Below are 22,057 nucleotides of genomic sequence, written 5' to 3'. Positions count from 1 at the left end.
CCAAGGCACCTACGGGTGCCTTATTTATTACACAGGAGAAATAATGAGGATAAAACCAGCATTAATCATCATTGCAGCAGTTATTGCCCCTTTGGAAGCCGCCTACAATACAGATATTGAAAAGATTCTACTTAGCTACATACCAGCAAGTAAAGATACAAGTTATTCATCTTTAAGAATAAATGATAGAACAAAAAGGCTTTTGGAAAACTGCTCTATCTCTAAGGTTAGTTTCAACATTAATGAAAACAGACCTTCCATATCCACCTTTAAAACAAAATGCCAAGACGGAAGAGAAGTATCATTCTCAGCGAAACTGGACGGGAGGACAAAGAGTTTAGTTGCGAAAAGGAGCATAAAAAGGAAAACTAGACTAAATAGAGATAATTTCGCTATTGATTGGGTTCCAGTTAATGAAATAAACGGAATCACTTTCAAAGATCTAGTTAAAGATAATTACTATCAAACATCTAGAAATCTTACAAAAGGTCAGCCAATAAGTCTTAAAAATGTAGATGTGGCACCTGTGATAGAAAGAGGGTGGCATATAAAAGCAAAGGCTATATTGTCCAATATCGCTATTTCAATTGACGTTGTAGCGCTAGAAGATGGTGCCATTGGAGAAACTATAAAAGTAGAAAATACGACATCAGAAAAGACATTTTACGCAAAAGTACTTAACAGCTCTACAGTGATAATAAATGAACATAAAATTTAATAAAGAAATTATGCAAGGGTTTACCATACCATTCGCAATAATTTTAATACTAGGGATGATTATAATCCCATTACCACCTATAGCTCTTGACCTACTCTTTATCACGAACATAGTGATATCACTGAGTGTTTTGATGGCATGTGTTTTCGCCAAGAGAACACTTGAATTCTCAATTTTCCCAACAGTTCTGCTGCTAGCAACCATGCTAAGGCTTTCATTAAACATAGCCTCAACGCGAGTAATTTTACTTAAAGGTCACGTCGGGAGCGGAGCATCAGGTCAGATTATTGAGTCATTTGGAAACTTCGTAATTGGAGGAAACTTTGTAGTAGGTATAATCGTTTTTGTAATTTTAACGATTATCAACTTTGTTGTTGTAACAAAGGGTACTGAGCGTGTTTCTGAAGTTTCAGCTCGTTTCACACTTGATGCAATGCCCGGAAAACAAATGGCAATTGACGCTGATTTGAACAGTGGTGCCATTACACAAGAACAGGCAACAGAAAGGCGTGCAGAGCTATCCCAAGAGTCACAGTTCTATGGCTCAATGGACGGAGCATCAAAGTTTGTTAAAGGTGACGCAATAGCTGGAATACTAATCCTTCTGATCAATATTATTGGAGGCATTACAGTTGGTTCAGCACAAAAAGGCATGACATTTGTTGAGGCGACAGAAACTTACTTGCTGCTCTCGATTGGTGATGGCTTAGTCGCAATACTACCTTCTATCATCATGGCACTTGCTACAGCTATCATATCAACGAAGGTTAGTAACAACACCGAACTAAGCGAAATGATTAAGATCCAGTTCGGGTCTAATCACATGATCCCAATTATGGCAGGCGCTATTGTTTGCATTATTGGTTTAATACCCGCAATGCCTAATGTTCTCTTTCTGAGTATCGGGGCTGCACTTCTCTTTTTTGGCAGCAAGATAAAGAAAAAAAATGAAGATATCGCGAAAAGGGAGCTAGAAGCGAGTCAATCCACAGAAGAACAGAAACCTCTTGATAGAAAGGGAGTTTCTATCGAAGATATCAAAGAGCACGACACCATTAGACTATCGGTAGGAAGTGGACTTACTGATTTAGTTAAATCTGAAACTACTGCTCTTTTACAATCAATTACTGGTGAAAGAATTGAAATTTCGAAAGAGTATGGGGTACTGATTGAGGCACCTAGAGTAGACTACAACTTTGAGTTAAATCCTAATGAATATAAAATTCACATCAAAGGGCTGCCTTGTGGTGGAGGTGAAGTTTACTCAAACCTTCTTCTTGCCATCGGTGAAGAAGATTTTGAGCCAATTGACGGTATACCTGCAAAAGATCCAGCCTTAGGCTATGATGGGTTCTGGATAATGGAGTCAATGGTTTCGGAAGCAGAAGAAAAAGGTTATGAAGTCTTAGAGCCAAACCAAATAATAACAACACACCTGAGTATCACAATACAAAAGCACCTAGATGCGATGGTCGATACCGACACGGCTCAAAGCATGATTCAGCAACTCGAAAGTCGAAAACCAAAATTAGTAGCTTCAGCAATTAAGGGCGATCAGTCGTTAGTTACCTTACTCGGTATCCTCAAAGCTCTTCTGCATGAGAGAGTGCCGATCACTCAAATGCCGATTATCCTAGAAGCTATGGCTGAACTGCAAAGTTTCAGCGGAATTACCGCTTCGGGATACCTTAGTGAAGTTAGAAAGAAACTTATGCCGTGGATAATTGAAAGCATTATCAAGGAAGCTAACGATACTTCATCACTTAAAGTTGTGACTCTTCACCCTGATAAGCAGATGGCTTTAAGTCAAATGAGAAACCCAGCAGGTGGACTGTTTATACCACCAGAGACACTTGATTCTCTGAAAGAAAATCTTATGAAGGTTAATGAATTCATGAGTGATATGCAGTACCCGCTAGTTTTGATTTGTGATGACACCTTAAGAACGGGACTGTATGACCAGCTTCATATTTTATTCCCAGAAATACACGTATTAGGTATTAATGAAGTTGGCACTAGCACTTCAATAGATATTGCTCACATAATTTCTTAAACTTTTATCAATCAAAAAGACAATATGTTTATAAAGAAAACTACATCGGCTGAATTTGAATCTCAGCAGCAAGCAATTGCAATGAGGGGGTTTGCCTCAAGTATAGGTAGCAAAATATGCGCCTTAACAAGAGGTAACCTATCTATACCTATGGTTCCGTCAGGCAATTTAGAACTAGCCACGCATACCGCAAAAGAGTACATAGAAAATGTATCACCACAGATAAAGTACAAATTGGGTGTACAGTTTGATGAAAGTTCATTCATTGCCATTGGCTTTGATAGTGAATTCTTATCAAAATGCTCTTACTACTGGGCTGGGGGTAGACTAAACGCCCCTCAGAAACATGGGTTAGCAAAAGCTACAAGTTGTGAAATAGCATTCCTCAGACAGTTTATGCAACTTATACATCCTGTTATTACTGAAGAGCTAAATAAGCACTCGGAAGTAATGCTTAAAATAAGTGAACTAGATGACAATGGAGTAGCATTCAAGAACGACCAAAGGGTGCAGGTCAACACAGTGAACTGCACCTTCAAAGAAGAGGTTGTAAAACTATCGATAATTACTTCTGATGGTGTTCTAAAATACTGTAACCTTAACAGTTTAGACGAGAACTCGACCAAGATATCTGATAAGACCAATCTATCTGAACTGAACGTAAACCTTGATGCTCGCTTTGAGGTCTTTAAAGCGAAACTAGGTGATGTGAAGAATCTTAAGGTAGGCGATGAGTTTTACATCCCTACCAGCGAAGTCTCACTCATAAATAGATCAGACAATTCAACAATTGCAAAAGGTCTGCTGGGTAGTGACGACACAAACAATCAATTAATTCAAATTTCAGAAAAAAGGTAAATACCATGAGTAACGCAAACGAAAACACAATCGACAATGTATCAGTTGACCTATCAGTAAGGGTAGGAAAAGTATCAATAAAAATAGGTAAACTAAAAAACCTAAAAGAGGGTTCAATAGTCGAGCTTGACACACAAGCAAGTGACAGTTTCGAACTCCTTGCAGGTGAGCAGCTTCTTGGAAAAGGTACAGTAGAAGAAGTTGATGGAAAGATTAAATTCACAATAACGGAAACAGCATAACATGATTTCTCCAATATCTAATAGCAGCATGCTAGTTGAGATGGAGGCAATGAAGATAGGGGCGGCTAACGCCCCTAGAACAGAAAATGCTCCATCTGAAAACTTTAGTGACCTATTTGCGTCAGCAATTAACAACTCGAACGCACTACAGTCTCAAGCTGCTGATTTATCGAGAAGGTTTGTATCAGGAGAAGAAGGAATAAGCGTAGCTAACGTAATGCAAGCTAACCACAAATCAGAGATTTCCATGGAGGCAACCAAACAAGTAAGAAATAAGCTACTTGAACAATACAAGGAGATATTAAATACTCAATTATAAATAACAAAAAAAATGCAAATACTATTTTCATTACTATTTATCGTCGCATCATTAATAGGAGGCTTTGTTGGCGCTGGTGGTAATATCGCAAATTTATGGCAACCATTTGAACTAATAATGTTAGGCGGGTCAGGAATTGGTTTCTTTATTGCCACAAACACTGGCAAAGGGATGAAACAATTCGCTAAATTCATGACATACTTTTTTAAGCCACCTTACAGCGAAAAAAAATTCCAAAACGTAATCGGCCTAATGTTCCAACTGCATACTCAGTGTTCTCAGAACAAGAAGGAGCTTGCTAAAATACTTGCCGACCCTGCATCTGATCCGATCTTTTCAAAGTACCCAGAAATACTCAATGATGAAGATTCGAGAAAATTCATATGCAATAATTTAAACCTACTAATCGACTCAGGCAGCGTATTATCACCCTTTACATTTGAGGATATGCTCGATGCTGAAATTGAAGCTTACAGAAAAGAATGGATAGCACCATACAAAACAGCCACTGCAATGACCGATACATTCCCAGCATTAGGGATCGCAGTCGCTGTGATGGGGATTATTCTTGCAATGCAATACCTCGATGCAGGAATGGACAAACTTGGTTCAAAGATCGGGGCTGCTCTATTTGGTACATTCTTTGGGATATTTATGGCATACGGGATATTTAAGCCAATATCAGTTAAGTTTGGAAAATACGCAGAAGAGGGTGAGCTTTTCCTTAACGTAATCAAAACCTACATTATGTGCATGGTTAAAAACTATGACCCACTCACAGCGGCAGCAGTAACGAACAAGGATGTCCCGCCAAGATACAAACTGGATACAGGCGTTCTGAGAGAAAAATTACAAAATGATCAACTATAAGAGGTGTTGGACGATTTAGTTATACGTAAAAAGAAAAGAGGTGTACAAGCTGAAGAGGCTGGAGGTGGATGGAAAATCGCTTTAGCTGACTTCATGTGTGCACTGATGATAACATTTTTTGCACTTTGGGCTATAGGCCAGCAAGATCAACAAAGTCAGCAGGAGCTAGCAGACTATTTTAAGGGAGAACACGTAAACAAAGAGCAAAAAATGGCATTACTAGATACCATTTTTGAAGAGATTAAAGAAATCTTAGACGAGCAAGGGATTCTGGTAACCATGGAAAAAAACTCTAGAGGAATAGTAATCAAGTTTGATTCAGCCTCACTCTTTGAGTCAGGTTCAGAAAACCTTAAACCAAAAGCAAGCCACGCTCTGACCACCTTAGCCAAAGAAACTGAGCATACTGGGCTTTTTTATCACATATACGGATATACTGACAACATACCTGTTAGATATGGCTCAGCAATAGAAAATAACCTTCTTCTTTCTGTCATGAGGTCAACAGAAGCAGCAAGAGCTGTTATAAACGGCGGAGTAACTAGCAATAGAGTAACTATTCATGGTGAAGGTCTGTTAAACCCTGACGACAGCGGAAACAGTAAGGATGCAAGGCAAAAAAACAGGAGAGTTGAACTGTACATGTCATATTCTTCTGCACCCCATAAAATCTATGGCAAGAACGTAACTTACACAAAGTTTGATAAGTTAAAGGGCGAAAAATAACAACAAAGGGAGCATGAAGCTCCCTTTTTTATATGTCGTTGATTTACTTTTCAGATAAAAGTTGGAGCAAGCTTGAAGCTGTAACATAGCCAGAAACTGCTCTTCCGTCATCGAAAACTAAGTGAGGGGTGCCTTGTAAGCCAACCCCTACACCAGTCTCGATGCCGCTTTTGACAGCATTTACACCAACAGTATTATTGTCTGAGTGGTCAACACTATCTCCCAACATCAACTGGTCATGAATCTCTCTTTTCTTAGCCTGATCCTGAACAGACATCATTGCAACTGTATTTTTGTACACTCTAGATTGCTCAAAGTTAGGAGCGCCAACATTTCTTACAAATGGAACTACTTTGATATCGTAACCAGCTTCGTTTATCTCTTCATACTCCTCGTGAAATCTTTGGCAGTACCCACAAGTAACATCTGAATAGATATATAAAACACCTTTAGACTCTGCTAGTTTAGACGGATATTCGACAAATTGATCATCCGTTAATGAGCTAACAATTCTCTTGCGAGACTGATCTTTTGCTTGCTCTAGATGATTCACCTTGTCCTGCATATTAACAACGTCACCACCAAGGATGTACTTACCATCTTCAGATATAGCTAACACAGAGTCATTGAGGCTTAGTACATAGAAGTTTGATTTCAATGAAAACTTACTCTCAAGATGTATTCCATCGTGAGAAGCAAGTGCTTCAACAGGATAGTATTGAGCTAGAGCGTCATAGGTTTCTTTTGGTAGTTGTTCCTTAATCGTGTTTGTACTCGCTATTGCAGAGGAAGCAAAAGCCAACGATAGTAATATTGCGATTTTTTTCATTTTTGTTCTATTGTAATTTTAATTAAAAACTTAGGTTTACTAAAAAGGTTAATTCTTAATGAGAGAAACTTCGAATGACATTCTTAAAGAATATCACGCAGCGTCAGCAAGGTTTGCTGAAAATGAACTAGGTGAAGCAATTCTTCATATCACTTCAGCCGCCATAATTTGCATTAAGTGTATTGAGAATACACAAAACCTCAAAGAGCTTAAAAAAAATTATGATGAACAACCTGTAAGTAATCCAAATAAAAATACAGCCATAGCAACCTTGCTTATATATCAAGCTGGTTATCATGCAGAAAACCATGATTACTTAGAATGTTATAAATGTTTTACAGAAGCAGCGTTGCAATTAGGCTTAAATCTTTATGATTTGGATGCTACTCAGTTTGAATATTCAAGCACAGAGGAGCTACACTCCTTATCTAAGGAATATGTAACACAACATACAAAGAAAATATTCAGGTTACTCAAAAATGATAAATAGCGAACAACTAAATAATCTGAAGAAACACCTAAACAGAAGTGCATCAACCATTTTTGTGATCGGACAAGGTATTGATTATAAAGATATCGTTTTGTGGAAAAACGATGCTATTAAATCACTATACTCAGACTCAATTAATGAAGTAATGGAGTCATGGCATAATCTTTTAGATTCAGGAATTGACCCTGTTAAGGTTCCATTTATATCAAATTACACCAATTATGTAAGCGAGACAGCGCTAATTGATTTAGCGAGCTTTTATATACTGAACACATCTATAACCGCCGATGTCGGAGATTGCAGTAAGAACACTGTAACAATAAACCTAAATGGGCTTCTACATAAAGGTGTATGTATAAACACAGGCATTGTAAAAGATGTTAAAACTAGAGGTGATACAGATAACTTAATGCCTGCATTTGTACCAATGTCAGAAAACTACCAACCGTTCAGAGAGGTCGTAGATGAATTGGAGCAATTCATAGAAAAGCAAGAAGTAAGGAGTGTAATTTTCCTTGGATGTTCAGGGAACTGCCCAGTTGTAGAGAGCATCTATAACCGTGCCCTTATCAGAAGTGCTGCTAAAGATCCTGTGTTTAAATGTGTTGTGAACCCAACAGAAACATACATGGACGACCAAGCAGACTTGGTGGTAAGAGAGGATGCCAAAGAGTTCTTAGAATACTTAGCATCCACCTTCAAAGATAAAGATGCAGAAAGGTTCTTTTAATGTGTAACTACCAGCTACTTTCGAGTAAGGCTGCTTTTAATAGCCGACTTCAAAGTTACCCTAAAGAAATTAGGGACGGAATGTCCGCATCACTTACGCAAACGATAGCAACATACGATATAGAAGATAAAGACAAGATAATAGCTTTGTCATTTCTCTGTGATTTAGTGTCTGCCTCTATCGAGTCTAATTTACTGAGTATGATCCATAACATAAAGCCGTGTATGGATAATTCATATGGATTTGAGCTTCATGGTGGAGAGGATATCCGATACCTATATTACCCTGAGTATATCAAAGCGCCAATACAACATGCCATTAGAGCATTTAAACTCGCCTATAGAGCAAAATTTGAAGGAGACTTTGGTGTCTGGATTGACGATTTAATCATAGAGGAACTTGCAGATAACATTGCATATTACATAGATATCTGCACCCAAAGACACTCAAGGCAGTAGCGCTTGGTGCTTACTTTAATTTAAACGAATAAATCCTTATTATAAAAAAAAAGAATGAAAAAATCAGACAAGTTTGAAGATAGCTGGGACGACAACAATTTAAGAAAAAGGGGATCGCTTAAGAGTAATATCCTAATTGCTTCATTTATCGGTGTATTAGCTGTTGGGGGATTTACATATGTTGCTAGTTCTGAAGATGCTGACGATGCAAGAATGCATTATATCAGACAAGATTACGCCAAGAGCTTAAAGGTTATCGAGTCAATTTTAAGTGAGCCTGAGTTAGGCATGCAATATGCTCAAGCTTTAGAAATAAAGTCAGAGATCCTTATGGATTCTAAATCAGAGTTTTTTGATAGGCATGAAGCTTATGCTGCACTAAAAGACCTATTTTTTGAAAGCAAATCTGTAGATACTGCAAGAAAACTTATAGAAATTGGTGACTTCCTAAAGAAGAAAGACAAGGAGTTGGAGCAATTCATTGTTTATCTAGCTAAGAACAAAGATATTGATTCTATTTATAGAATTTCCAGATACTACTTATCTTTAGAGAACACAAGAGATCAGCTTAAAGCAAGGAAGTTCTTGGAAATGTTACCAGAAACAACTGAAAAATTAATCAGTTTATCCAAAGTAGAACTTGCTATTGGAAAAAGTAATACAACAATCAAAAATGCTGAATCTTACCTTAACTCTGCTGTATTTCTAGGCAGCACCGATGCGATGGCTGAACTTGCATTCTTACAGCTTACAAAAGCAGAGATAGATAAATTCTCATCACAAAAGCACAAGGCTCAATTTCCAGTAATGATCAAGAGATCGATTGATATGGGGTACAACGGAGAGCTTCTCCCGAGAGCTGCCATGATACTGAAATTTGGTCGTTTTGGTGTACCTCAAGACTTAACCTTGGCAAATTCTATTGAGAAAATACTTGGCAATGAAAAGATTAATTAGTCTGTTTATTTCAGCAACAATATCGGCTGCAAGCTTAAATTTCGCCCAAGCACAAGATAATATTACTGTAACTAACTATATAGATGGAGTCTCTTATCAGCGTGAAGATGATGGAGAAGTGAGTAAACTGTTAGTGTCAAAGAATGCAGATGAAAAAAGCACTAATAAATACTCAATATCATTAAAGCAAACAGATAATCACAACAACTTTTTTTCTTTATTTTCGAGTATTGATAAACCATTAGAGGAGATTAGTGCATCTGAGATAAATAAGCTTATTAACAGCTCTTTGTCTGGTGTAGGAGAGTCTGTTGTCGTTCTCAGAAAAAAAGTAAGTAAGATAGAAATTGATAGCATCTACGGTTCAGATTCCTTTTTATCAAAAGAGATTAGAAGGTGCAATCTGAGTGAAATTGATATAAAGGTCAAAATAGCCAGTGGCCTCTACACCATAAAGGTCAATGAGATGAAGCCAAAAAAACTCTCTGAAGAAACATTGCACTTACTTACGTTTTGCTAAGGATGACTGTAATACCCACTCATCTAAGAATATCCGATCTTGATTAGAATCAAGCTCGGATATTCGATTTTTATTCCTCTGTATTAAACCATCTAGACCAATAGACTTTACCTTGAGCTTCTTGTAATCAGCTAGCCTTCTTTTATATTCTTTTAGCGCGACATCAAGGTCAGATCTCAAAGAGACTAATTCCCTCTCTATGTTACTTATGTGTCCATAAATGTTAGCCAAAAGTCCTTTACCAACTTCTCCAGTTTTAAAATGACACGATAAGCTACTTATCTGCTCCTCTCTCTCCCTAACATTAAATTTCAATAAATCTACTCTCCTCTTAGTTTCATTAAATAAGTGCTTAGCTAAATCAGATTTCTCATCAACCTTACCTTTATACATCTCAAGAATTTCGATTCTTTTTTTAAGTGCTACCCTGTTCATAATAAATTTAATTACCTATCATTACTCAAAAAAGTGATTGCCATCAAAAACATTAACGCGATAGAAACAACTACTGGTCAAGTTAGTAACGACTTTGAAAGAAGCAATGGCGAGAAGTCTACTAACCATGAATTCATATCACTATTTAATAGTAAAACAGATAAAAAACAATTAATCGACCAATCTAAAAATGAAGATACCGATAAACTTACGGAAATAGAGTTGGACACAGAAAAGTCACAAACATCTTCAATTTCGTCTTCAATTAACCATAATGTAAAAAATCAATCTATAGTTAATGCAGGCATTGACGATGGTGGTGTTGATGAGAACACACCGACGAGATTCCTATCGGAACACGGTAACAGAGGTGAAGAGAAGCGTATAATAGGTAAAGAAATACTTTTTTATTCAGGCACTTCTGTGGAGAATGTTCCTGAAAGGAAGGTCAACGATCCAAGAAAAAGTGAATCCCAAAATGTTGAGGTTTTAAAGCAAAAGCCCCAGAATTCAAACGAGTTAATTTCGGGAGTCGATAAAAAAGTTGACCTTAACAATATAGATAGAGATTCTGCGATAGTGGATGTAAATAAAAATCAAGCTAAACATTTAGATAATGATTTCTTATCATCTAAGAAGCAGACTAATCAAGTAAACCATACTGACTATATGGGAAGCTGCATATCAACCAGAGAAGTGGTAACGTCAGGTAATTACATTTCTTCAGCTAACTCAACATTGAATAACTTATCGGAAACGATAAAATCAGAGATTAGGGAGTTTCAGTCCTCTGGAGTGAGCAATGGTTCAATTACAATAAAAATAAAGCCATCAATACTTGGTGAAATTATAATTACAATAAATAGGGATGACTCTGTTTCAAATGTAAGGAATAACCCTAATATAAATCTTAGAATAGCATCTAGTAATCCAGAAATAGCAAACTATCTTTCTCTAATAAAAAGAGAAGTGCTAAATAAATATGGAGTAAGGGGAGTTTCAATTTTGTCCCATACCATTACCTCCAAATCTGTTACAAAAATATCATCAACACCACTAATAGATAAAGAAAAAGAAAAGACTAAATATTAACCTTTTCTATGATCTTGTTTTTGTTGACATTTTTATTTAATTGAAATTTCACTTTTGATAATTTGACTTTACATCAAAAAAATCACTAAAAATAATTTAAGGAATTAATGAGCTGTGACGAATGTTCAGCTACAAAGAAAAATATAAAAACAAAAATAAATAACAATGCTTTCAATAACTACTAACCTTAACGCTAACCAAGCAGCAACCTCTCTCGGTCGCGCTAACCAAGCTGTACAGGCTTCTTCTGAGAAGCTGACTACAGGTTTGCGTATCAACAAATCAGCAGATGACGTTTCGGGTGCAGCCCTTGCTAACCGTCTTGCTAACAGCTCAGCTAAAACAGCTCAGTTCATCAAGAATGCGAACGACGGAATCAACATGATTCAAGCTGCTGACAATGCAATCAAGCAACAGCAAGATCTAGTTTCGCGATTGCATGAGCTTGCATATAAAGCAGAGAACGGAACCAACACAGGCGATGACACAGCTCTTATCCAAAAAGAGTTTGATCAGTTAGCCTCAGAGATTCTTCGTAATGAAACAGGCGCAGAGTTCAACGGCAAAGCTATTCTTGATGGCACACTATCTGCTGCTATCAACGTAGGTACAGGAACTGATAACCAAATCAACGTTGTTGTTGCTGGCCCACAAGGTACAACAAGAACTGATATCATTGCAGATGGAGCTACTGCTTCAGCTCTTAATCTAAGTGATATTAATGGTGATGGTAGTGTTGCTACAGGTGACCAATGGAAGACAGTAGTTCATGATAAACTTGTCGCATTAGCAAAATCATACTCAGATGACAGAGCTAACATTGGTGCTTCTCAAAACCGTATCGAGTTCTCAATTAAGAACCTTGAAGGTACTAAGCAAAACCTAGACAAAACTCTAAGCTCTGCACAAGATACTGACTTCGCAACTGAAACTGCTGAGTTAGCAAAAGCTAAGGTGCTTGCTAAAACGAGCCAAACAATGCTTTCGCAAGCTAACAAGTCTGTTGAAGAAGTTTCACAGCTACTTCAGTAAACTTAGACAAATAACAGAAAAAGCCAGCACCCGTGCTGGTTTTTTTTGGTTTTATCTTTTGTGTCGATTATATTAAATAAAAAAATGAGGACGAATTTACTTGATGGCTCTGCTGTAGCCTTAAATCAACTTAGATATGCAACACTCATATCTTCTCAGAATATCAATAATGCTGACAATCCATATTATTCTAGAAGTACCGTTGTATTTGGAAGCGACCCTTCTGGATTTTTGACGGTCAGTGCAAAAAGGATGAACAATTTCTTTCTTACTTCGCAATTACACTCGGCAACATCTAACAGTGCTTATTCCGAGAGATATCTGTCATTTGCTGGAAGCGTAGATAAAATCATAACGGGAATCGTTCCTGACTCAAGCGGTTCTGCACAAAACCCTACCTTAGGCGGGGTTGATGATATAACTGAAGCATTAAACTCATTAGCAACTACTGATAGTTCGAGCGGAAGATCTTCGCTGCTTAGCAGAATAAATTCATTAATATCGAATGCTAATTCAATGCAGGAAACTCTTGACGAGTTCAGAAGTCAAGTTGATTCAGAGCTAGTTAGTAACGCAAAGGTTCTTGAAAGCCAAGCAAAGCAGTTGGTAGAAATAAACAAACGTCTATCCTCAACCGCGAACGACAACAACCTTTTAACTCAAAGAGATACTATTTTGGGTCAAATGAGTCAGTTCGTCGATATCGATGTAAATGAAAGAAGTAACGGAGTAGTAGATGTCAAAGTTTCGGGCGGATACAGCCTTGTTGATGGGCTAAAAAGCTATGAGGTAAAAGCGGAAGTTGGCTCATATGGCGATGATTTATACCTTTCCATTAACGGTGATGTGCTTACAAACCCAGAAAAGGTCGGTGGGTCGCTTGGTGGTAATTTAGCTGCTAGGGAAGAGATTATAAATGAATCTGAGAGAGCTTTATCAAAAGCCTTAGTAGGATACTTCTCTGAGTTAAACAACGCGAACAAACTCGGATACACTAAAGATGGATTATCTGGCGGAGATCTTATATCAATCCCAGACTCTAATACTTTAGCCAACATCAAGAATAATGGCACGGGAAATTTCAACATTTCTTTAGACCAATCAAAAGCGTCTGAGTTGACTACTGGCCCAATAGAGATTGAAAAATCTGCGAGCGGGTTTTTAGTAACGGACAAATCATCCGGTAAAACAATAACGTCAAACACCTCTCCAATAGAAGCGTTCGGGTATACATTTGATGCCACAGGCGGAATGGTTGCTGGAGACAAGTTTTTAGCTGACCCTCTACAGAATATGCTAGGAGGAGCTAAAGTAACTTCTGATATAAACGACATTGCTGCCGCATCAAAGCTACCTGTAGCATTTGGGGACACAAATAACTTAAAGAACTTAGCTCAAGTTTCAGATGCAAAAGTATTCAACGATGTGAAAGACACAGTTTATAACGAAATATCAAATGTTTTTGTATCGATTGGTAATACCCATGTTTCTGCAAAACAAAACGCCACTACAAACAAAACGATTACAGAAACTGCCTCAATGAGGTGGGCTAATCTTAGCGGTGTCAACACGCAGGAGGAAGAACTAAATATGGTTAAGTACCAACAGATATACCAATCTGTGTCGAAAGTAATCGAAAGCGATAAAAAAATGTTTGAATCAATATTAGGCGTAGTATGAGAGTAACAACAAATGGAATGTTCCAACACATAAGTGAATCTTCAGGAAACCACTTTAATGCAATATCAGAACAGACGCAGCACACACAATACAGAGTACTTCAATCAGGTGATGACCCGATTGCTCAAGGTCGTATCATAAACTTAAAGAAAAGCATCTCAGATTTGACACAATATAAAATGTCAGCACAGGTGCTCCAAACTGAATTATCAGAAATAGAATCAAGAACAAAATCCTATGGCGAGTTGTTTAATCAACTCAATACTTTGGTTGGCAAAGTTTCAAGCGGGACTATGAACAGCAATGATCTTGTTCAGCAATCAAAGCGAATGGATGGGATGATGGATGATTTGGCACAAATACTTAACACTAAGAACAACAACGGTGAGTACATGTTTGGCGGCACAGCAACCGACACACCACCATTTGTAAAAGAAAAGCAAATGATTGAAATCGATGGTGTAGATCGTGAAGTTGAGATTTGGGTATACAAAGGTAATGATGAGAATAAATTTACTCAAATTGGCGCTAGCGTTAGCTTACCAAGTTCAGCAATTGGCTCTGAATTAGTCAGCGCGAACGGTGAATCAATATTTGAATCTGTAGCTAAAGCTCAATTCTATCTTTCTCAAGGTGAAGACGTACCAAATAATATTTTAGACGAGGTAGAGGTATCATTCAAGGATTTACTCGACCAGAGAATTGGGTTTCAATCTGAAATAGGTCATGCATACTCTACAGCGGAGAGGAATACCAACATGTACCAAGGAATGATTGATGAATACACCAAGCTATTATCGAACACTCAGGATGCGGATTACATTAGTGTTGTAACAGAGATAAAGAAACAACAACAAATAATGACAGCTTTATCTCAATCGTCAAAAGTGCTTATGGAAATGGCACAACTGAAATTCACCTAATAAACATGCTAAGAGGTTTCCAACCAGATGAATATAACGCATAAGATTAAATCAAAATCTTTTGACAGATTGAGCTTCCAACGAATAGGCCGAGTACGAAATGTGCTCGGCAATACTATTGAGGCTGATGGTTTTGACGCACCACTAAATGCCAGATGTCTACTACATGCTGAAAACAGCTATATTTACGCAGATGTTGTCGGCTTTACAGATGGAAAGACCTTACTGCAACCTCTAGGTTCCGTCTCAGGCGTGAAACCAAACACCAAGGTAACTATTTTTTCTGAAAACCCATCCCTTCCGTACTCTGAAGATTACCTTGGCTGCGTGATAGATCCACTAGGTAAAATTCTTATCGGTGAAGAGCAAAACAGCACAATGACCTTAAAAACTAACAACTCCCCCTTGAGTATTAGTCAGAGAGGAAGTATCGATGAGGCTTTCAGTACTGGCGTGAGAGCAATTGATGGCCTTTACCCAATTGGGTTTGGACAAAGGGTCGGTCTATTTGCTGGAACTGGTGTGGGAAAATCTATGCTTTTAGGAATGGTCACAAAATTTTCAGATGCTGACATAGTTGTTGTTGGCTTGATCGGAGAAAGAGGGCGAGAAGTCTACGAGTTTGTTCATGACACACTAGATGAGGAAGCAAGAAAAAAAACCATCATAGTCGCAGCTCCAGCGGACTACCCTGCAATACTAAGAATGCAGGGGGCTGACGTAGCAACATCAATCGCAGAGCACTATAGAGACAAAGGTCTAAATGTATTACTTCTAGTTGATTCGGTAACCAGATACGCGCAGGCTCAAAGAGAAGTTGCGTTATCAGCGGGTGAAGCACCAGCAGCCAAAGGTTATCCAGCGAGTGTGTTTGCAAAGCTACCATTCCTGATTGAAAGAGCAGGAAAATCTAATCTTGGAGGATCTATAACAGCAGTATATACAGTACTTACAGAGGGGGACGACATGAATGACCCTGTCGCAGATGCTGCCAGAGGAGTACTTGATGGTCATATAATTCTGTCTAGAAAAATAGCCAACAAAGGAATATACCCCGCCATAGATGTACCAAGCTCTCTAAGTAGGTTAGCTCAAGAACTATCTGACCACGACACTTACAAATCAATCTTAAAAGTCAAAGAAATGTTTTCTATGATTGACGAAAACGAAGAACTATATTCCTTAGGGCTTATTGAAACAGGAAGTAACCTAGCTATCGATAAAGCCATGAAGCACAAGGAAGAACTAATAGCCTTTGTTGCTCAGGATTTTAGTAAGCCTAGTTTACCTAAAGAAACCAAAGATCACCTCACTGGAGTAATTACAAAGATTAAGTAAATAACATGAAAAACATTAAAAGATTTAGAAGAACCAAAACAAATGAACTGGCTGGAATGAGTAAACATGCCCTTATGATGAGAATGTATAAGGAAATGTATAAACTGCTAGATAAGTGTGAATATGTTATGAAAAACAGAACTCAATACTCACCATCTGAGTTCTTTTCAGTAAAGGCAAAATGTTTAGGGAAAGTAATTTCAATATCGTCGTGTCTAGCTGATACAACTGATATGTCGGCAGATAAAGAAATTGGTGAACTGTTTGTCAAAATGTATAGCTACATATATGTTAATTCGTCAGAAGCGAATAAAAAAATAGACATTGATTACGTAATAAGGGCAAAAAATATGTCTTACAAACTAATCGATGTTTGGGATTCAATTCCAGAATCTAGCAGATACTAATTAAACGTTCATAAAATAATGACGAATAATAAAATAAAAACACTATGAGCTTTACAGTTAGCGGAAATAATGGAGGTATGGTCGTCACACCAGACTTTTACCTTCAAGAAAGAAATAAAGGAAATGTAGGCGCAGGAATTATTGACTCAGCACTATCTAACGAAGAGTATGGTTTCTCGATCTCAGATACAGTTGAGATGATGGTAGCAGCCCAGATGGGAGCGCTTATTCCTGAAAAACAGTCAGCGATAACCAATGCGAACATACAGCAAGGTGCTCTGAGTCAGTTTGAGGCGACAATCGCTATGTTGTCCAAAAACACCATAAAACCACTTAATCAAAAGAACGCGCTTACTTCTTACGAAATATCAAACTCGAACCCAAATGCGATTAGAGCGGAAATATCCAAAACTGGAGCATCGGGTTCACTCGATCTTTCAATTGGATTAGACCAACTTGCTCAAAGCCAATCTCTTAAATTTTCAGGCTTTAGTTCAGAAAACGATGTATTAAAGGCAGGTACATTTACTATCTATTTCGGTCAGTATGATGGCGGAAACTATACTGAAAACGCAAATAGTGGCTCAATAACAGTTGAAATTAAAGATGGTATGACACTGCGCGACTTAGCTGGTGAAATCAATAAGTTATCAAAAGACATTAAGGCAACCATTGTAACAAACAGCGATGGCTCAACGGGACTTGCTCTGATTTCGCAAAAGACTGGTCAACAAAACGCAATGATGGTTACAACATCTGGCGACCCATCACTTACCACGTTTGACTACAAAGGTATAGACAGCTCAACTGCTACTCAAGTACGTGAAACAGCAGATGCAATCTACACGGTCAATGGAATCCAGATGACCTCAGATACGAACAAAATTGAGGATGTGTTTGGCCTAAACTTAACCCTAAATGAGGTAACTAGTGGTGAGGTAAGGATTGGCACAACAGTATCACCACAAGGTGTAATCGATAATGTTTACGCATTTGTAGAGAATTACAATGCCATGATTGATATGTACAATTCATTCAATTCTAAGAATCCAGACGAAGATTTTGTTGGGTCGATCAATGGAAGTAAAGTGTCTGATGCGATAAAGGACGAGATTAACAAATTATTCTCTGACGGTAAATCTCTAAAAGATATCGGAGTGACACGAGACCCTGATGGGCGTCTTTCTTTAAATCAAGATAAATTAGGCGCTGCTCTAGAACTAAATCCAGAGATTGCATATGAAATTTTAGGAACCACAACTAAGTCATCACACACTGGCGTCAATATTGAAGACCTAGGAAACAGCGTAAATGGTGATCACACTATTGTTATCACAAGAGCACCAGAAAAGGCTAATCTAACAGGCACAGCTTTAGTGCCAAACAACACAATAGCAGCAGATACTGATCTAAAACTAAAATTAGGCAATAAAGAGGTGACAATACCAATCTCTGCTGGTGATTACACCCCTGGACAACTTGCAGCAACCATCAATAAAGAAATAAATTTAGCTGGAATTAGCGGATATAAAGCCAGTATAGACGGAGGGGCGCTGAGCATAAATTCAGCCGAATACGGATCTCTTAAATCAATTGAGCTACTATCAGATGTCCCCGAGCTTGGTTTAGTAGCACAAAAGGTAACAGGAAAAGATGTAGCCGGAACAATTAACGGAGAATCATTTCTTGGTGACGGTGCCGAGTTCGAAAGTAAATTTGAGGAAGCATCAAAAGGGATGAAGGTCACTTTCGATCCAGAAAAAATAACCCTTAACCAACAGATAACTATATCAACCAATAAAGGTTTTTTAGATAACCTTGATTCCACAATTAGCAACATAAAGAAATCGACGACATCAGAAATAAAAGAAATTAAAGAGTCGTTAGATAAAACAAGAAACGACTCACTTGTGGCTCAGTTGGAAGAATTACAAAACAAAGAAGATTACTACTACAACATGTATTACCACCAATTCTCTGGTATCTCAGCCGCCTTATCAGAGATGGAAGGAACCATAAAGATGATGGAAATTATGTTTGAAAGTGACAAATAAGTTGTAAAATGAGTGGACACCCCACTCATTTTTTTACTCAAAGGTTAACGATGTCTGGTGAGAAAACCGAAAAACCCACACAGAAAAAGATCAAAGATGCTAGAGAAAAAGGCCAAATACCAAGGTCAAAAGAACTTTCAACAACAGCAGTTCTTTTATTTAGCTTTACATCAATGATCATCTTTGGAGTCAAGATTTTCTACACCTTACAGGATTACACTATGAGATCATTACAATTAGAGATAAACCATTCTGTTTTTGGGAAAGGCATGTTCAACTTTGCTTTCGAAATGACTTCAGGGATCTTGATAACATGTTTGCCTTTTTTCTTAAGCGCGATGATTGTTGCTGTCGCAAGTACTACGGCTTTAGGTGGTTTTATATTCTCCATGAAAAACGCAGTGCCCAAATTTAGCAACATAAATCCAATTAGTGGCATCAAGAAAATGTTTTCCGTCAAGCAATTGGTGGAGTTAATAAAAAGCATACTGAAAGCTGTGCTAATTTTGGTTCCTGCCTACCACATCGTACAAGAAAAGTTCTATTCATATATGTCTACGAGGCTTCTATTCGGCTTCAGAGACTTTATCAGCCATATGTCATCAGAGATCATTGCCTATGGCTTGCTTTTCTCTTCAATCCTTATATTGCTAGTTTTGATAGATGTTCCATTTCAGATTTTCAACCACACTAAGCAATTGAAGATGAGTAAACAGGAGATCAAAGACGAATTTAAAAATACTGAAGGTAACCCTGAAATTAAAGGGAGAAGAAGAAGAATGCAGTATGAAATGGCTGCCAAATCTAAAAATAGCAACATTGATGAAGCAGACATTTTGATAACAAACCCTACTCACTATTCAGTTGGGGTAAAATTTGACCCTGTATCTATGAATACACCAACAATTGTAGCATTAGGGGCTGATCACTATGCACTCTCTATGAGGACGAAAGCTAAAGAACTTAGGATACCAGTAGTGTCTATTCCTCCTCTGGCACGAGTATTATACAAGACATGTGAAGTTGGGAGTGAAATTCCAGTAGAACTATACGCCCCAATGGTAACTGTACTATCTTCAATATATCGCCTCGATGATCGGTTGTCATTTAAGGTAACAGAGCAATTTATCAAAAACCTTAATATTGATGAGTCTAAGTTTAAGTAACAAAAAAATGTGTCGAAGATTATATAAACGGATGAATCAATATGGAACTCAGATCTTTGATGATGGTGGAAAGGGTTTCTAAGGCGAATTTAAGGCAAGTCGATAAGTCAGGTGTACACCCCGATCATAAGCATGATATGGTCAGCAATAAACACCACAATGAAAACAATGAGGTGGAAAAAGAGATTATAAAAAATCTTGGAAGATACCCACCAATAGTAGATCCAAGTTACGAAAAACCCGACCTAGAAAATCTAAAAAGGGAGTATGACGAAGGTATATACGAACCAGACTTGAACACTTTAGCAGAGAAACTTATTGTATACATTTAGTAAATAGCCCCTCTTGGGGCTTTTTTTATACACCTCAACAGTTGTAGTTTTTGACCAATTCACTAATATCTAGTCATTAAATTACCACAAATAAGAGGAATCATAATTGGGTATCCTATATTCAATTGGTCATGCGACCTTAGTTGTACAATTCATTATTTTTATACTGCTCGGAATGTCAGTTCTTTCTTGGGCAGTTATAGCTTGGAAGGCAAAGCATTTCATATCAGTAAGTAGCATCATCGAGGATATTTTAAACTCTACCTCTGGAGAAAGAGACCGAGGCGTTAAAATATCTGATATAAAATCTAGCCTAGGAGACTCTCAAGCTGAGAAAATAATCTTTAAAACAGTTTCTAATGTTGGTCAGAAGATTACCAAGTGCACATCTATAGAGGAAATTGCCCATATAGAAAGGCTTGTGAAAGACAGCTCAAATTCTGAGATTTACAAGTTTAAGACATCTATGGATCGATTTACATCCAGCTTAGCCACTATCGCCTTGATTGCGCCATACGTTGGCCTTCTTGGTACTGTGTGGGGGCTACTAGATGCATTCCAGAACCTTTCTGATGTTAAAGTTGTTACTTTCCAAACTGTGGCACCAAGCATTGTAGAGGCACTGTTTGCAACTGCGATTGGTCTGTTTGTAGCAATTCCTGCATCAGCAGGGTTCAATGTGATCTCAAAACAATCAAACAAAATGGTAGGGAAGTTAACTATGATAAACGACTCTCTAATAAACCAAATTTCACAAATTAAATGCGCAAGCATTCAAGAAAGAAAAAAGGTGAGTTAATGATCAATAGAATGAACGATCATAACAGTGAACTAAAGAGCGAAATGAATATTGTTCCTATGATTGACGTTCTTCTAGTTCTTCTTATTGTTTTCATGATTGCCTCACCTCAGATTTCCTCAAGTGTTGAAGTAAATCTACCAAAGACATCAGTTGAACAATCCTCAGTAGAGCAGAACCAAGACACTGTTATTGTTGTCACAATGAGCAAAGATGATGGTATCTATATCACCAATGCTGCATTAGGAATCTTAGATGAACCTAAGTCACCGAAGGAACTTGTGCTTGAACTTACAACTATCAATAAAACAAGCCAGAATTCCAAGGTTTATCTTAAAGCTGACAAGGAAACTCCATATAAGAAAATTATGTTCGGGCTTGAGCTAGTTAAATCATCTGGTTTTGAGGATGTCAATCTTGTTAGCGAGGGTGTGGAATGACGGGTGCTGGTCACACATTAACAGGCATCTTGTCTGGTATCCCTTTAGCTTACCTTACTGTGAATTATGGTGGCGGAGTAACTGCCGCAGTAGCAACTGTCGCATGCTGCACCTTAGGGTCAACAGCACCAGATTGGCTAGAAATACCTTATTCGGCTGAAGGTAAGGATAAAAAAGGCAACCCCATAAAGGTAACCAAGAGAGTACTAAAACACAGAGGTATTACACATATACTTAGTGTTTGGGTAGCGTTGTTTATGTGGTCTTTTGTCTATCTTAAGAGTGGTGTTAGTCCATTTATTGATATCGGTATGCCAATAGAGGTAATTGCTGCATTTTTCGGGTTCTTTGGTGGCTGTATTGTTCATTGGATCGGTGATTTTCCAAATAAACAGAAATTACCTGTTTTTACTACCCTCGATGGAGTTTCTCTCAATGTATGGCAAAGTGGACATTTCGAAAGAACTACAGGTGCTATAATATTAATTACCGTATGCTCCTTTGTGTTCTACGAAGAACCCATATATCATTTTTTAAAAGAATACATATAACAATTAAAGCCGCCATTTTACGAGGTGGCTTTTTTTGT

Annotated in this window: 26 protein-coding genes; 24 read left to right on the top strand and 2 right to left on the bottom strand. The window is 37.7% G+C overall.

Annotated elements, in window-relative coordinates:
* Window positions 1-43 precede the first annotated feature (43 nt).
* The 7 genes from flgA to KO511_RS04585 are packed head-to-tail and all read left to right on the top strand — an operon-like array spanning window position 44 to window position 5,786.
* Entirely contained in the window at window positions 44-718 is a 675-nt protein-coding gene (flgA, locus tag KO511_RS04615) for a flagellar basal body P-ring formation chaperone FlgA (protein ID WP_215986302.1), read from the top strand.
* Entirely contained in the window at window positions 702-2,771 is a 2,070-nt protein-coding gene (locus KO511_RS04610; RefSeq protein ID WP_215986301.1) for an FHIPEP family type III secretion protein, read from the top strand. Before flgA ends, KO511_RS04610 begins: the two co-directional genes overlap by 17 nt.
* Window positions 2,772-2,795: 24 nt before the next feature.
* Window positions 2,796-3,629 (top strand): hypothetical protein, encoded by an 834-nt coding sequence (locus tag KO511_RS04605; RefSeq protein ID WP_215986300.1) that lies wholly within the window; start codon window positions 2,796-2,798, stop codon window positions 3,627-3,629.
* Between the two features lie 5 nt (window positions 3,630-3,634).
* A complete protein-coding gene (locus KO511_RS04600) occupies window positions 3,635-3,871 on the top strand; it encodes a FliM/FliN family flagellar motor switch protein (protein ID WP_215986299.1) in 237 nt (78 codons plus the stop codon).
* A 1-nt stretch (window position 3,872) separates the two neighbouring features.
* Complete coding sequence (fliE, locus tag KO511_RS04595; protein ID WP_215986298.1) at window positions 3,873-4,190, top strand: flagellar hook-basal body complex protein FliE; 318 nt, start codon at window positions 3,873-3,875, stop codon at window positions 4,188-4,190.
* Window positions 4,191-4,202: 12 nt separating this feature from the next.
* A complete protein-coding gene (locus KO511_RS04590; protein ID WP_215986297.1) occupies window positions 4,203-5,060 on the top strand; it encodes a motility-associated protein in 858 nt (285 codons plus the stop codon).
* 6 nt (window positions 5,061-5,066) lie between these two features.
* Window positions 5,067-5,786: an OmpA/MotB family protein gene (locus KO511_RS04585; protein ID WP_215986296.1), complete on the top strand. Its 720-nt coding sequence runs from the start codon at window positions 5,067-5,069 to the stop codon at window positions 5,784-5,786.
* A gap of 43 nt (window positions 5,787-5,829) precedes the next feature.
* On the opposite strand, the gene KO511_RS04580 is transcribed toward KO511_RS04585, so the two are convergent.
* The gene (locus KO511_RS04580; RefSeq protein ID WP_215986295.1) at window positions 5,830-6,615 is read right to left on the bottom strand and encodes a thioredoxin fold domain-containing protein; all 786 of its coding nucleotides are present in this window, start codon (window positions 6,613-6,615) and stop codon (window positions 5,830-5,832) included.
* Window positions 6,616-6,673: 58 nt separating this feature from the next.
* Here KO511_RS04580 and KO511_RS04575 point away from each other — a divergent pair, with 58 nt between their 5' ends.
* From KO511_RS04575 to KO511_RS04555, 5 genes are read left to right on the top strand one after another with little or no spacing between them, the layout of a single operon-like run.
* The gene (locus KO511_RS04575; protein ID WP_215986294.1) at window positions 6,674-7,105 is read left to right on the top strand and encodes a hypothetical protein; all 432 of its coding nucleotides are present in this window, start codon (window positions 6,674-6,676) and stop codon (window positions 7,103-7,105) included.
* Window positions 7,095-7,835: a hypothetical protein gene (locus KO511_RS04570; protein WP_215986293.1), complete on the top strand. Its 741-nt coding sequence runs from the start codon at window positions 7,095-7,097 to the stop codon at window positions 7,833-7,835. Before KO511_RS04575 ends, KO511_RS04570 begins: the two co-directional genes overlap by 11 nt.
* Window positions 7,835-8,293, top strand: coding sequence for a hypothetical protein (locus KO511_RS04565; protein WP_215986292.1), 459 nt, complete (start codon window positions 7,835-7,837; stop codon window positions 8,291-8,293). The genes KO511_RS04570 and KO511_RS04565 overlap by 1 nt, the downstream gene beginning before the upstream one ends.
* 54 nt (window positions 8,294-8,347) lie before the next feature.
* A complete protein-coding gene (locus KO511_RS04560) occupies window positions 8,348-9,250 on the top strand; it encodes a hypothetical protein (protein ID WP_215986291.1) in 903 nt (300 codons plus the stop codon).
* Window positions 9,234-9,770, top strand: coding sequence for a hypothetical protein (locus KO511_RS04555; RefSeq protein ID WP_215986290.1), 537 nt, complete (start codon window positions 9,234-9,236; stop codon window positions 9,768-9,770). The genes KO511_RS04560 and KO511_RS04555 overlap by 17 nt, the downstream gene beginning before the upstream one ends.
* Here KO511_RS04555 and KO511_RS04550 read toward each other — a convergent pair.
* Window positions 9,753-10,205 (bottom strand): hypothetical protein, encoded by a 453-nt coding sequence (locus KO511_RS04550; RefSeq protein ID WP_215986289.1) that lies wholly within the window; start codon window positions 10,203-10,205, stop codon window positions 9,753-9,755. The genes KO511_RS04555 and KO511_RS04550 overlap by 18 nt on opposite strands.
* A 33-nt stretch (window positions 10,206-10,238) precedes the next feature.
* Here KO511_RS04550 and KO511_RS04545 point away from each other — a divergent pair, with 33 nt between their 5' ends.
* The 12 genes from KO511_RS04545 to KO511_RS04490 all read left to right on the top strand — a co-directional run bounded on the left by KO511_RS04545 (window position 10,239) and on the right by KO511_RS04490 (window position 22,019).
* Window positions 10,239-11,297, top strand: a complete 1,059-nt coding sequence (locus KO511_RS04545; protein ID WP_215986288.1) for a hypothetical protein — start codon at window positions 10,239-10,241, stop codon at window positions 11,295-11,297.
* 165 nt (window positions 11,298-11,462) lie between these two features.
* Window positions 11,463-12,329 carry a flagellin gene (locus KO511_RS04540; protein ID WP_215986287.1) on the top strand — a complete coding sequence of 289 codons (867 nt, stop codon included), beginning with the start codon at window positions 11,463-11,465 and terminating at the stop codon, window positions 12,327-12,329.
* 84 nt (window positions 12,330-12,413) lie between these two features.
* On the top strand, window positions 12,414-14,009 hold the full coding sequence (locus tag KO511_RS04535; RefSeq protein WP_215986286.1) for a FlgK family flagellar hook-associated protein: 1,596 nt from the start codon (window positions 12,414-12,416) through the stop codon (window positions 14,007-14,009).
* Window positions 14,006-14,932, top strand: a complete 927-nt coding sequence (locus KO511_RS04530; RefSeq protein WP_215986285.1) for a hypothetical protein — start codon at window positions 14,006-14,008, stop codon at window positions 14,930-14,932. The genes KO511_RS04535 and KO511_RS04530 overlap by 4 nt, the downstream gene beginning before the upstream one ends.
* Before the next feature lie 27 nt (window positions 14,933-14,959).
* Window positions 14,960-16,270, top strand: a complete 1,311-nt coding sequence (locus tag KO511_RS04525) for a FliI/YscN family ATPase (protein WP_215986284.1) — start codon at window positions 14,960-14,962, stop codon at window positions 16,268-16,270.
* Between the two features lie 5 nt (window positions 16,271-16,275).
* Window positions 16,276-16,677 (top strand): flagellar protein FliS, encoded by a 402-nt coding sequence (locus KO511_RS04520; RefSeq protein WP_215986283.1) that lies wholly within the window; start codon window positions 16,276-16,278, stop codon window positions 16,675-16,677.
* A 44-nt stretch (window positions 16,678-16,721) separates the two neighbouring features.
* Window positions 16,722-18,731, top strand: a complete 2,010-nt coding sequence (gene fliD / locus KO511_RS04515) for a flagellar filament capping protein FliD (protein ID WP_215986282.1) — start codon at window positions 16,722-16,724, stop codon at window positions 18,729-18,731.
* Window positions 18,732-18,781: 50 nt separating this feature from the next.
* Entirely contained in the window at window positions 18,782-19,897 is a 1,116-nt protein-coding gene (gene flhB, locus KO511_RS04510; RefSeq protein ID WP_215986281.1) for a flagellar biosynthesis protein FlhB, read from the top strand.
* 41 nt (window positions 19,898-19,938) lie between these two features.
* Window positions 19,939-20,229: a hypothetical protein gene (locus KO511_RS04505; RefSeq protein WP_215986280.1), complete on the top strand. Its 291-nt coding sequence runs from the start codon at window positions 19,939-19,941 to the stop codon at window positions 20,227-20,229.
* Window positions 20,230-20,335: 106 nt separating this feature from the next.
* Window positions 20,336-21,028, top strand: coding sequence for a MotA/TolQ/ExbB proton channel family protein (locus tag KO511_RS04500; RefSeq protein ID WP_215986279.1), 693 nt, complete (start codon window positions 20,336-20,338; stop codon window positions 21,026-21,028).
* On the top strand, window positions 21,028-21,468 hold the full coding sequence (locus tag KO511_RS04495) for an ExbD/TolR family protein (protein ID WP_215986278.1): 441 nt from the start codon (window positions 21,028-21,030) through the stop codon (window positions 21,466-21,468). The genes KO511_RS04500 and KO511_RS04495 overlap by 1 nt, the downstream gene beginning before the upstream one ends.
* Window positions 21,465-22,019, top strand: coding sequence for a metal-dependent hydrolase (locus KO511_RS04490; RefSeq protein ID WP_215986277.1), 555 nt, complete (start codon window positions 21,465-21,467; stop codon window positions 22,017-22,019). Before KO511_RS04495 ends, KO511_RS04490 begins: the two co-directional genes overlap by 4 nt.
* Window positions 22,020-22,057 lie beyond the last annotated feature (38 nt).

This window comes from Vibrio hepatarius (assembly GCF_018860525.1).
GTDB classification, from domain to species: Bacteria; Pseudomonadota; Gammaproteobacteria; order Enterobacterales; family Vibrionaceae; genus Vibrio; species Vibrio hepatarius_B.
Note: the sequence above shows the minus strand (reverse complement) of the source record. Positions and strands in the feature narration are given on the sequence as shown.

What these genes read in the sequence shown, in the direction of transcription:
- KO511_RS04600 (WP_215986299.1), top strand. Translation starts at nt 3,635, where the DNA reads ATGAGTAACGCAAACGAAAACACAATCGACAATGTATCAGTTGACCTA.
- KO511_RS04495 (WP_215986278.1), top strand. Translation starts at nt 21,028, where the DNA reads ATGATCAATAGAATGAACGATCATAACAGTGAACTAAAGAGCGAAATG.
- KO511_RS04535 (WP_215986286.1), top strand. Translation starts at nt 12,414, where the DNA reads ATGAGGACGAATTTACTTGATGGCTCTGCTGTAGCCTTAAATCAACTT.
- KO511_RS04505 (WP_215986280.1), top strand. Translation starts at nt 19,939, where the DNA reads ATGGAACTCAGATCTTTGATGATGGTGGAAAGGGTTTCTAAGGCGAAT.
- KO511_RS04520 (WP_215986283.1), top strand. Translation starts at nt 16,276, where the DNA reads ATGAAAAACATTAAAAGATTTAGAAGAACCAAAACAAATGAACTGGCT.
- KO511_RS04610 (WP_215986301.1), top strand. Translation starts at nt 702, where the DNA reads ATGAACATAAAATTTAATAAAGAAATTATGCAAGGGTTTACCATACCA.
- flgA (WP_215986302.1), top strand. Translation starts at nt 44, where the DNA reads ATGAGGATAAAACCAGCATTAATCATCATTGCAGCAGTTATTGCCCCT.
- KO511_RS04490 (WP_215986277.1), top strand. Translation starts at nt 21,465, where the DNA reads ATGACGGGTGCTGGTCACACATTAACAGGCATCTTGTCTGGTATCCCT.
- KO511_RS04565 (WP_215986292.1), top strand. Translation starts at nt 7,835, where the DNA reads ATGTGTAACTACCAGCTACTTTCGAGTAAGGCTGCTTTTAATAGCCGA.
- flhB (WP_215986281.1), top strand. Translation starts at nt 18,782, where the DNA reads ATGTCTGGTGAGAAAACCGAAAAACCCACACAGAAAAAGATCAAAGAT.
- KO511_RS04530 (WP_215986285.1), top strand. Translation starts at nt 14,006, where the DNA reads ATGAGAGTAACAACAAATGGAATGTTCCAACACATAAGTGAATCTTCA.
- KO511_RS04560 (WP_215986291.1), top strand. Translation starts at nt 8,348, where the DNA reads ATGAAAAAATCAGACAAGTTTGAAGATAGCTGGGACGACAACAATTTA.
- KO511_RS04605 (WP_215986300.1), top strand. Translation starts at nt 2,796, where the DNA reads ATGTTTATAAAGAAAACTACATCGGCTGAATTTGAATCTCAGCAGCAA.
- KO511_RS04540 (WP_215986287.1), top strand. Translation starts at nt 11,463, where the DNA reads ATGCTTTCAATAACTACTAACCTTAACGCTAACCAAGCAGCAACCTCT.
- KO511_RS04550 (WP_215986289.1), bottom strand. Translation starts at nt 10,205, where the DNA reads ATGAACAGGGTAGCACTTAAAAAAAGAATCGAAATTCTTGAGATGTAT.
- fliE (WP_215986298.1), top strand. Translation starts at nt 3,873, where the DNA reads ATGATTTCTCCAATATCTAATAGCAGCATGCTAGTTGAGATGGAGGCA.
- KO511_RS04525 (WP_215986284.1), top strand. Translation starts at nt 14,960, where the DNA reads ATGAATATAACGCATAAGATTAAATCAAAATCTTTTGACAGATTGAGC.
- KO511_RS04555 (WP_215986290.1), top strand. Translation starts at nt 9,234, where the DNA reads ATGAAAAGATTAATTAGTCTGTTTATTTCAGCAACAATATCGGCTGCA.
- KO511_RS04575 (WP_215986294.1), top strand. Translation starts at nt 6,674, where the DNA reads ATGAGAGAAACTTCGAATGACATTCTTAAAGAATATCACGCAGCGTCA.
- KO511_RS04570 (WP_215986293.1), top strand. Translation starts at nt 7,095, where the DNA reads ATGATAAATAGCGAACAACTAAATAATCTGAAGAAACACCTAAACAGA.
- fliD (WP_215986282.1), top strand. Translation starts at nt 16,722, where the DNA reads ATGAGCTTTACAGTTAGCGGAAATAATGGAGGTATGGTCGTCACACCA.
- KO511_RS04590 (WP_215986297.1), top strand. Translation starts at nt 4,203, where the DNA reads ATGCAAATACTATTTTCATTACTATTTATCGTCGCATCATTAATAGGA.
- KO511_RS04580 (WP_215986295.1), bottom strand. Translation starts at nt 6,615, where the DNA reads ATGAAAAAAATCGCAATATTACTATCGTTGGCTTTTGCTTCCTCTGCA.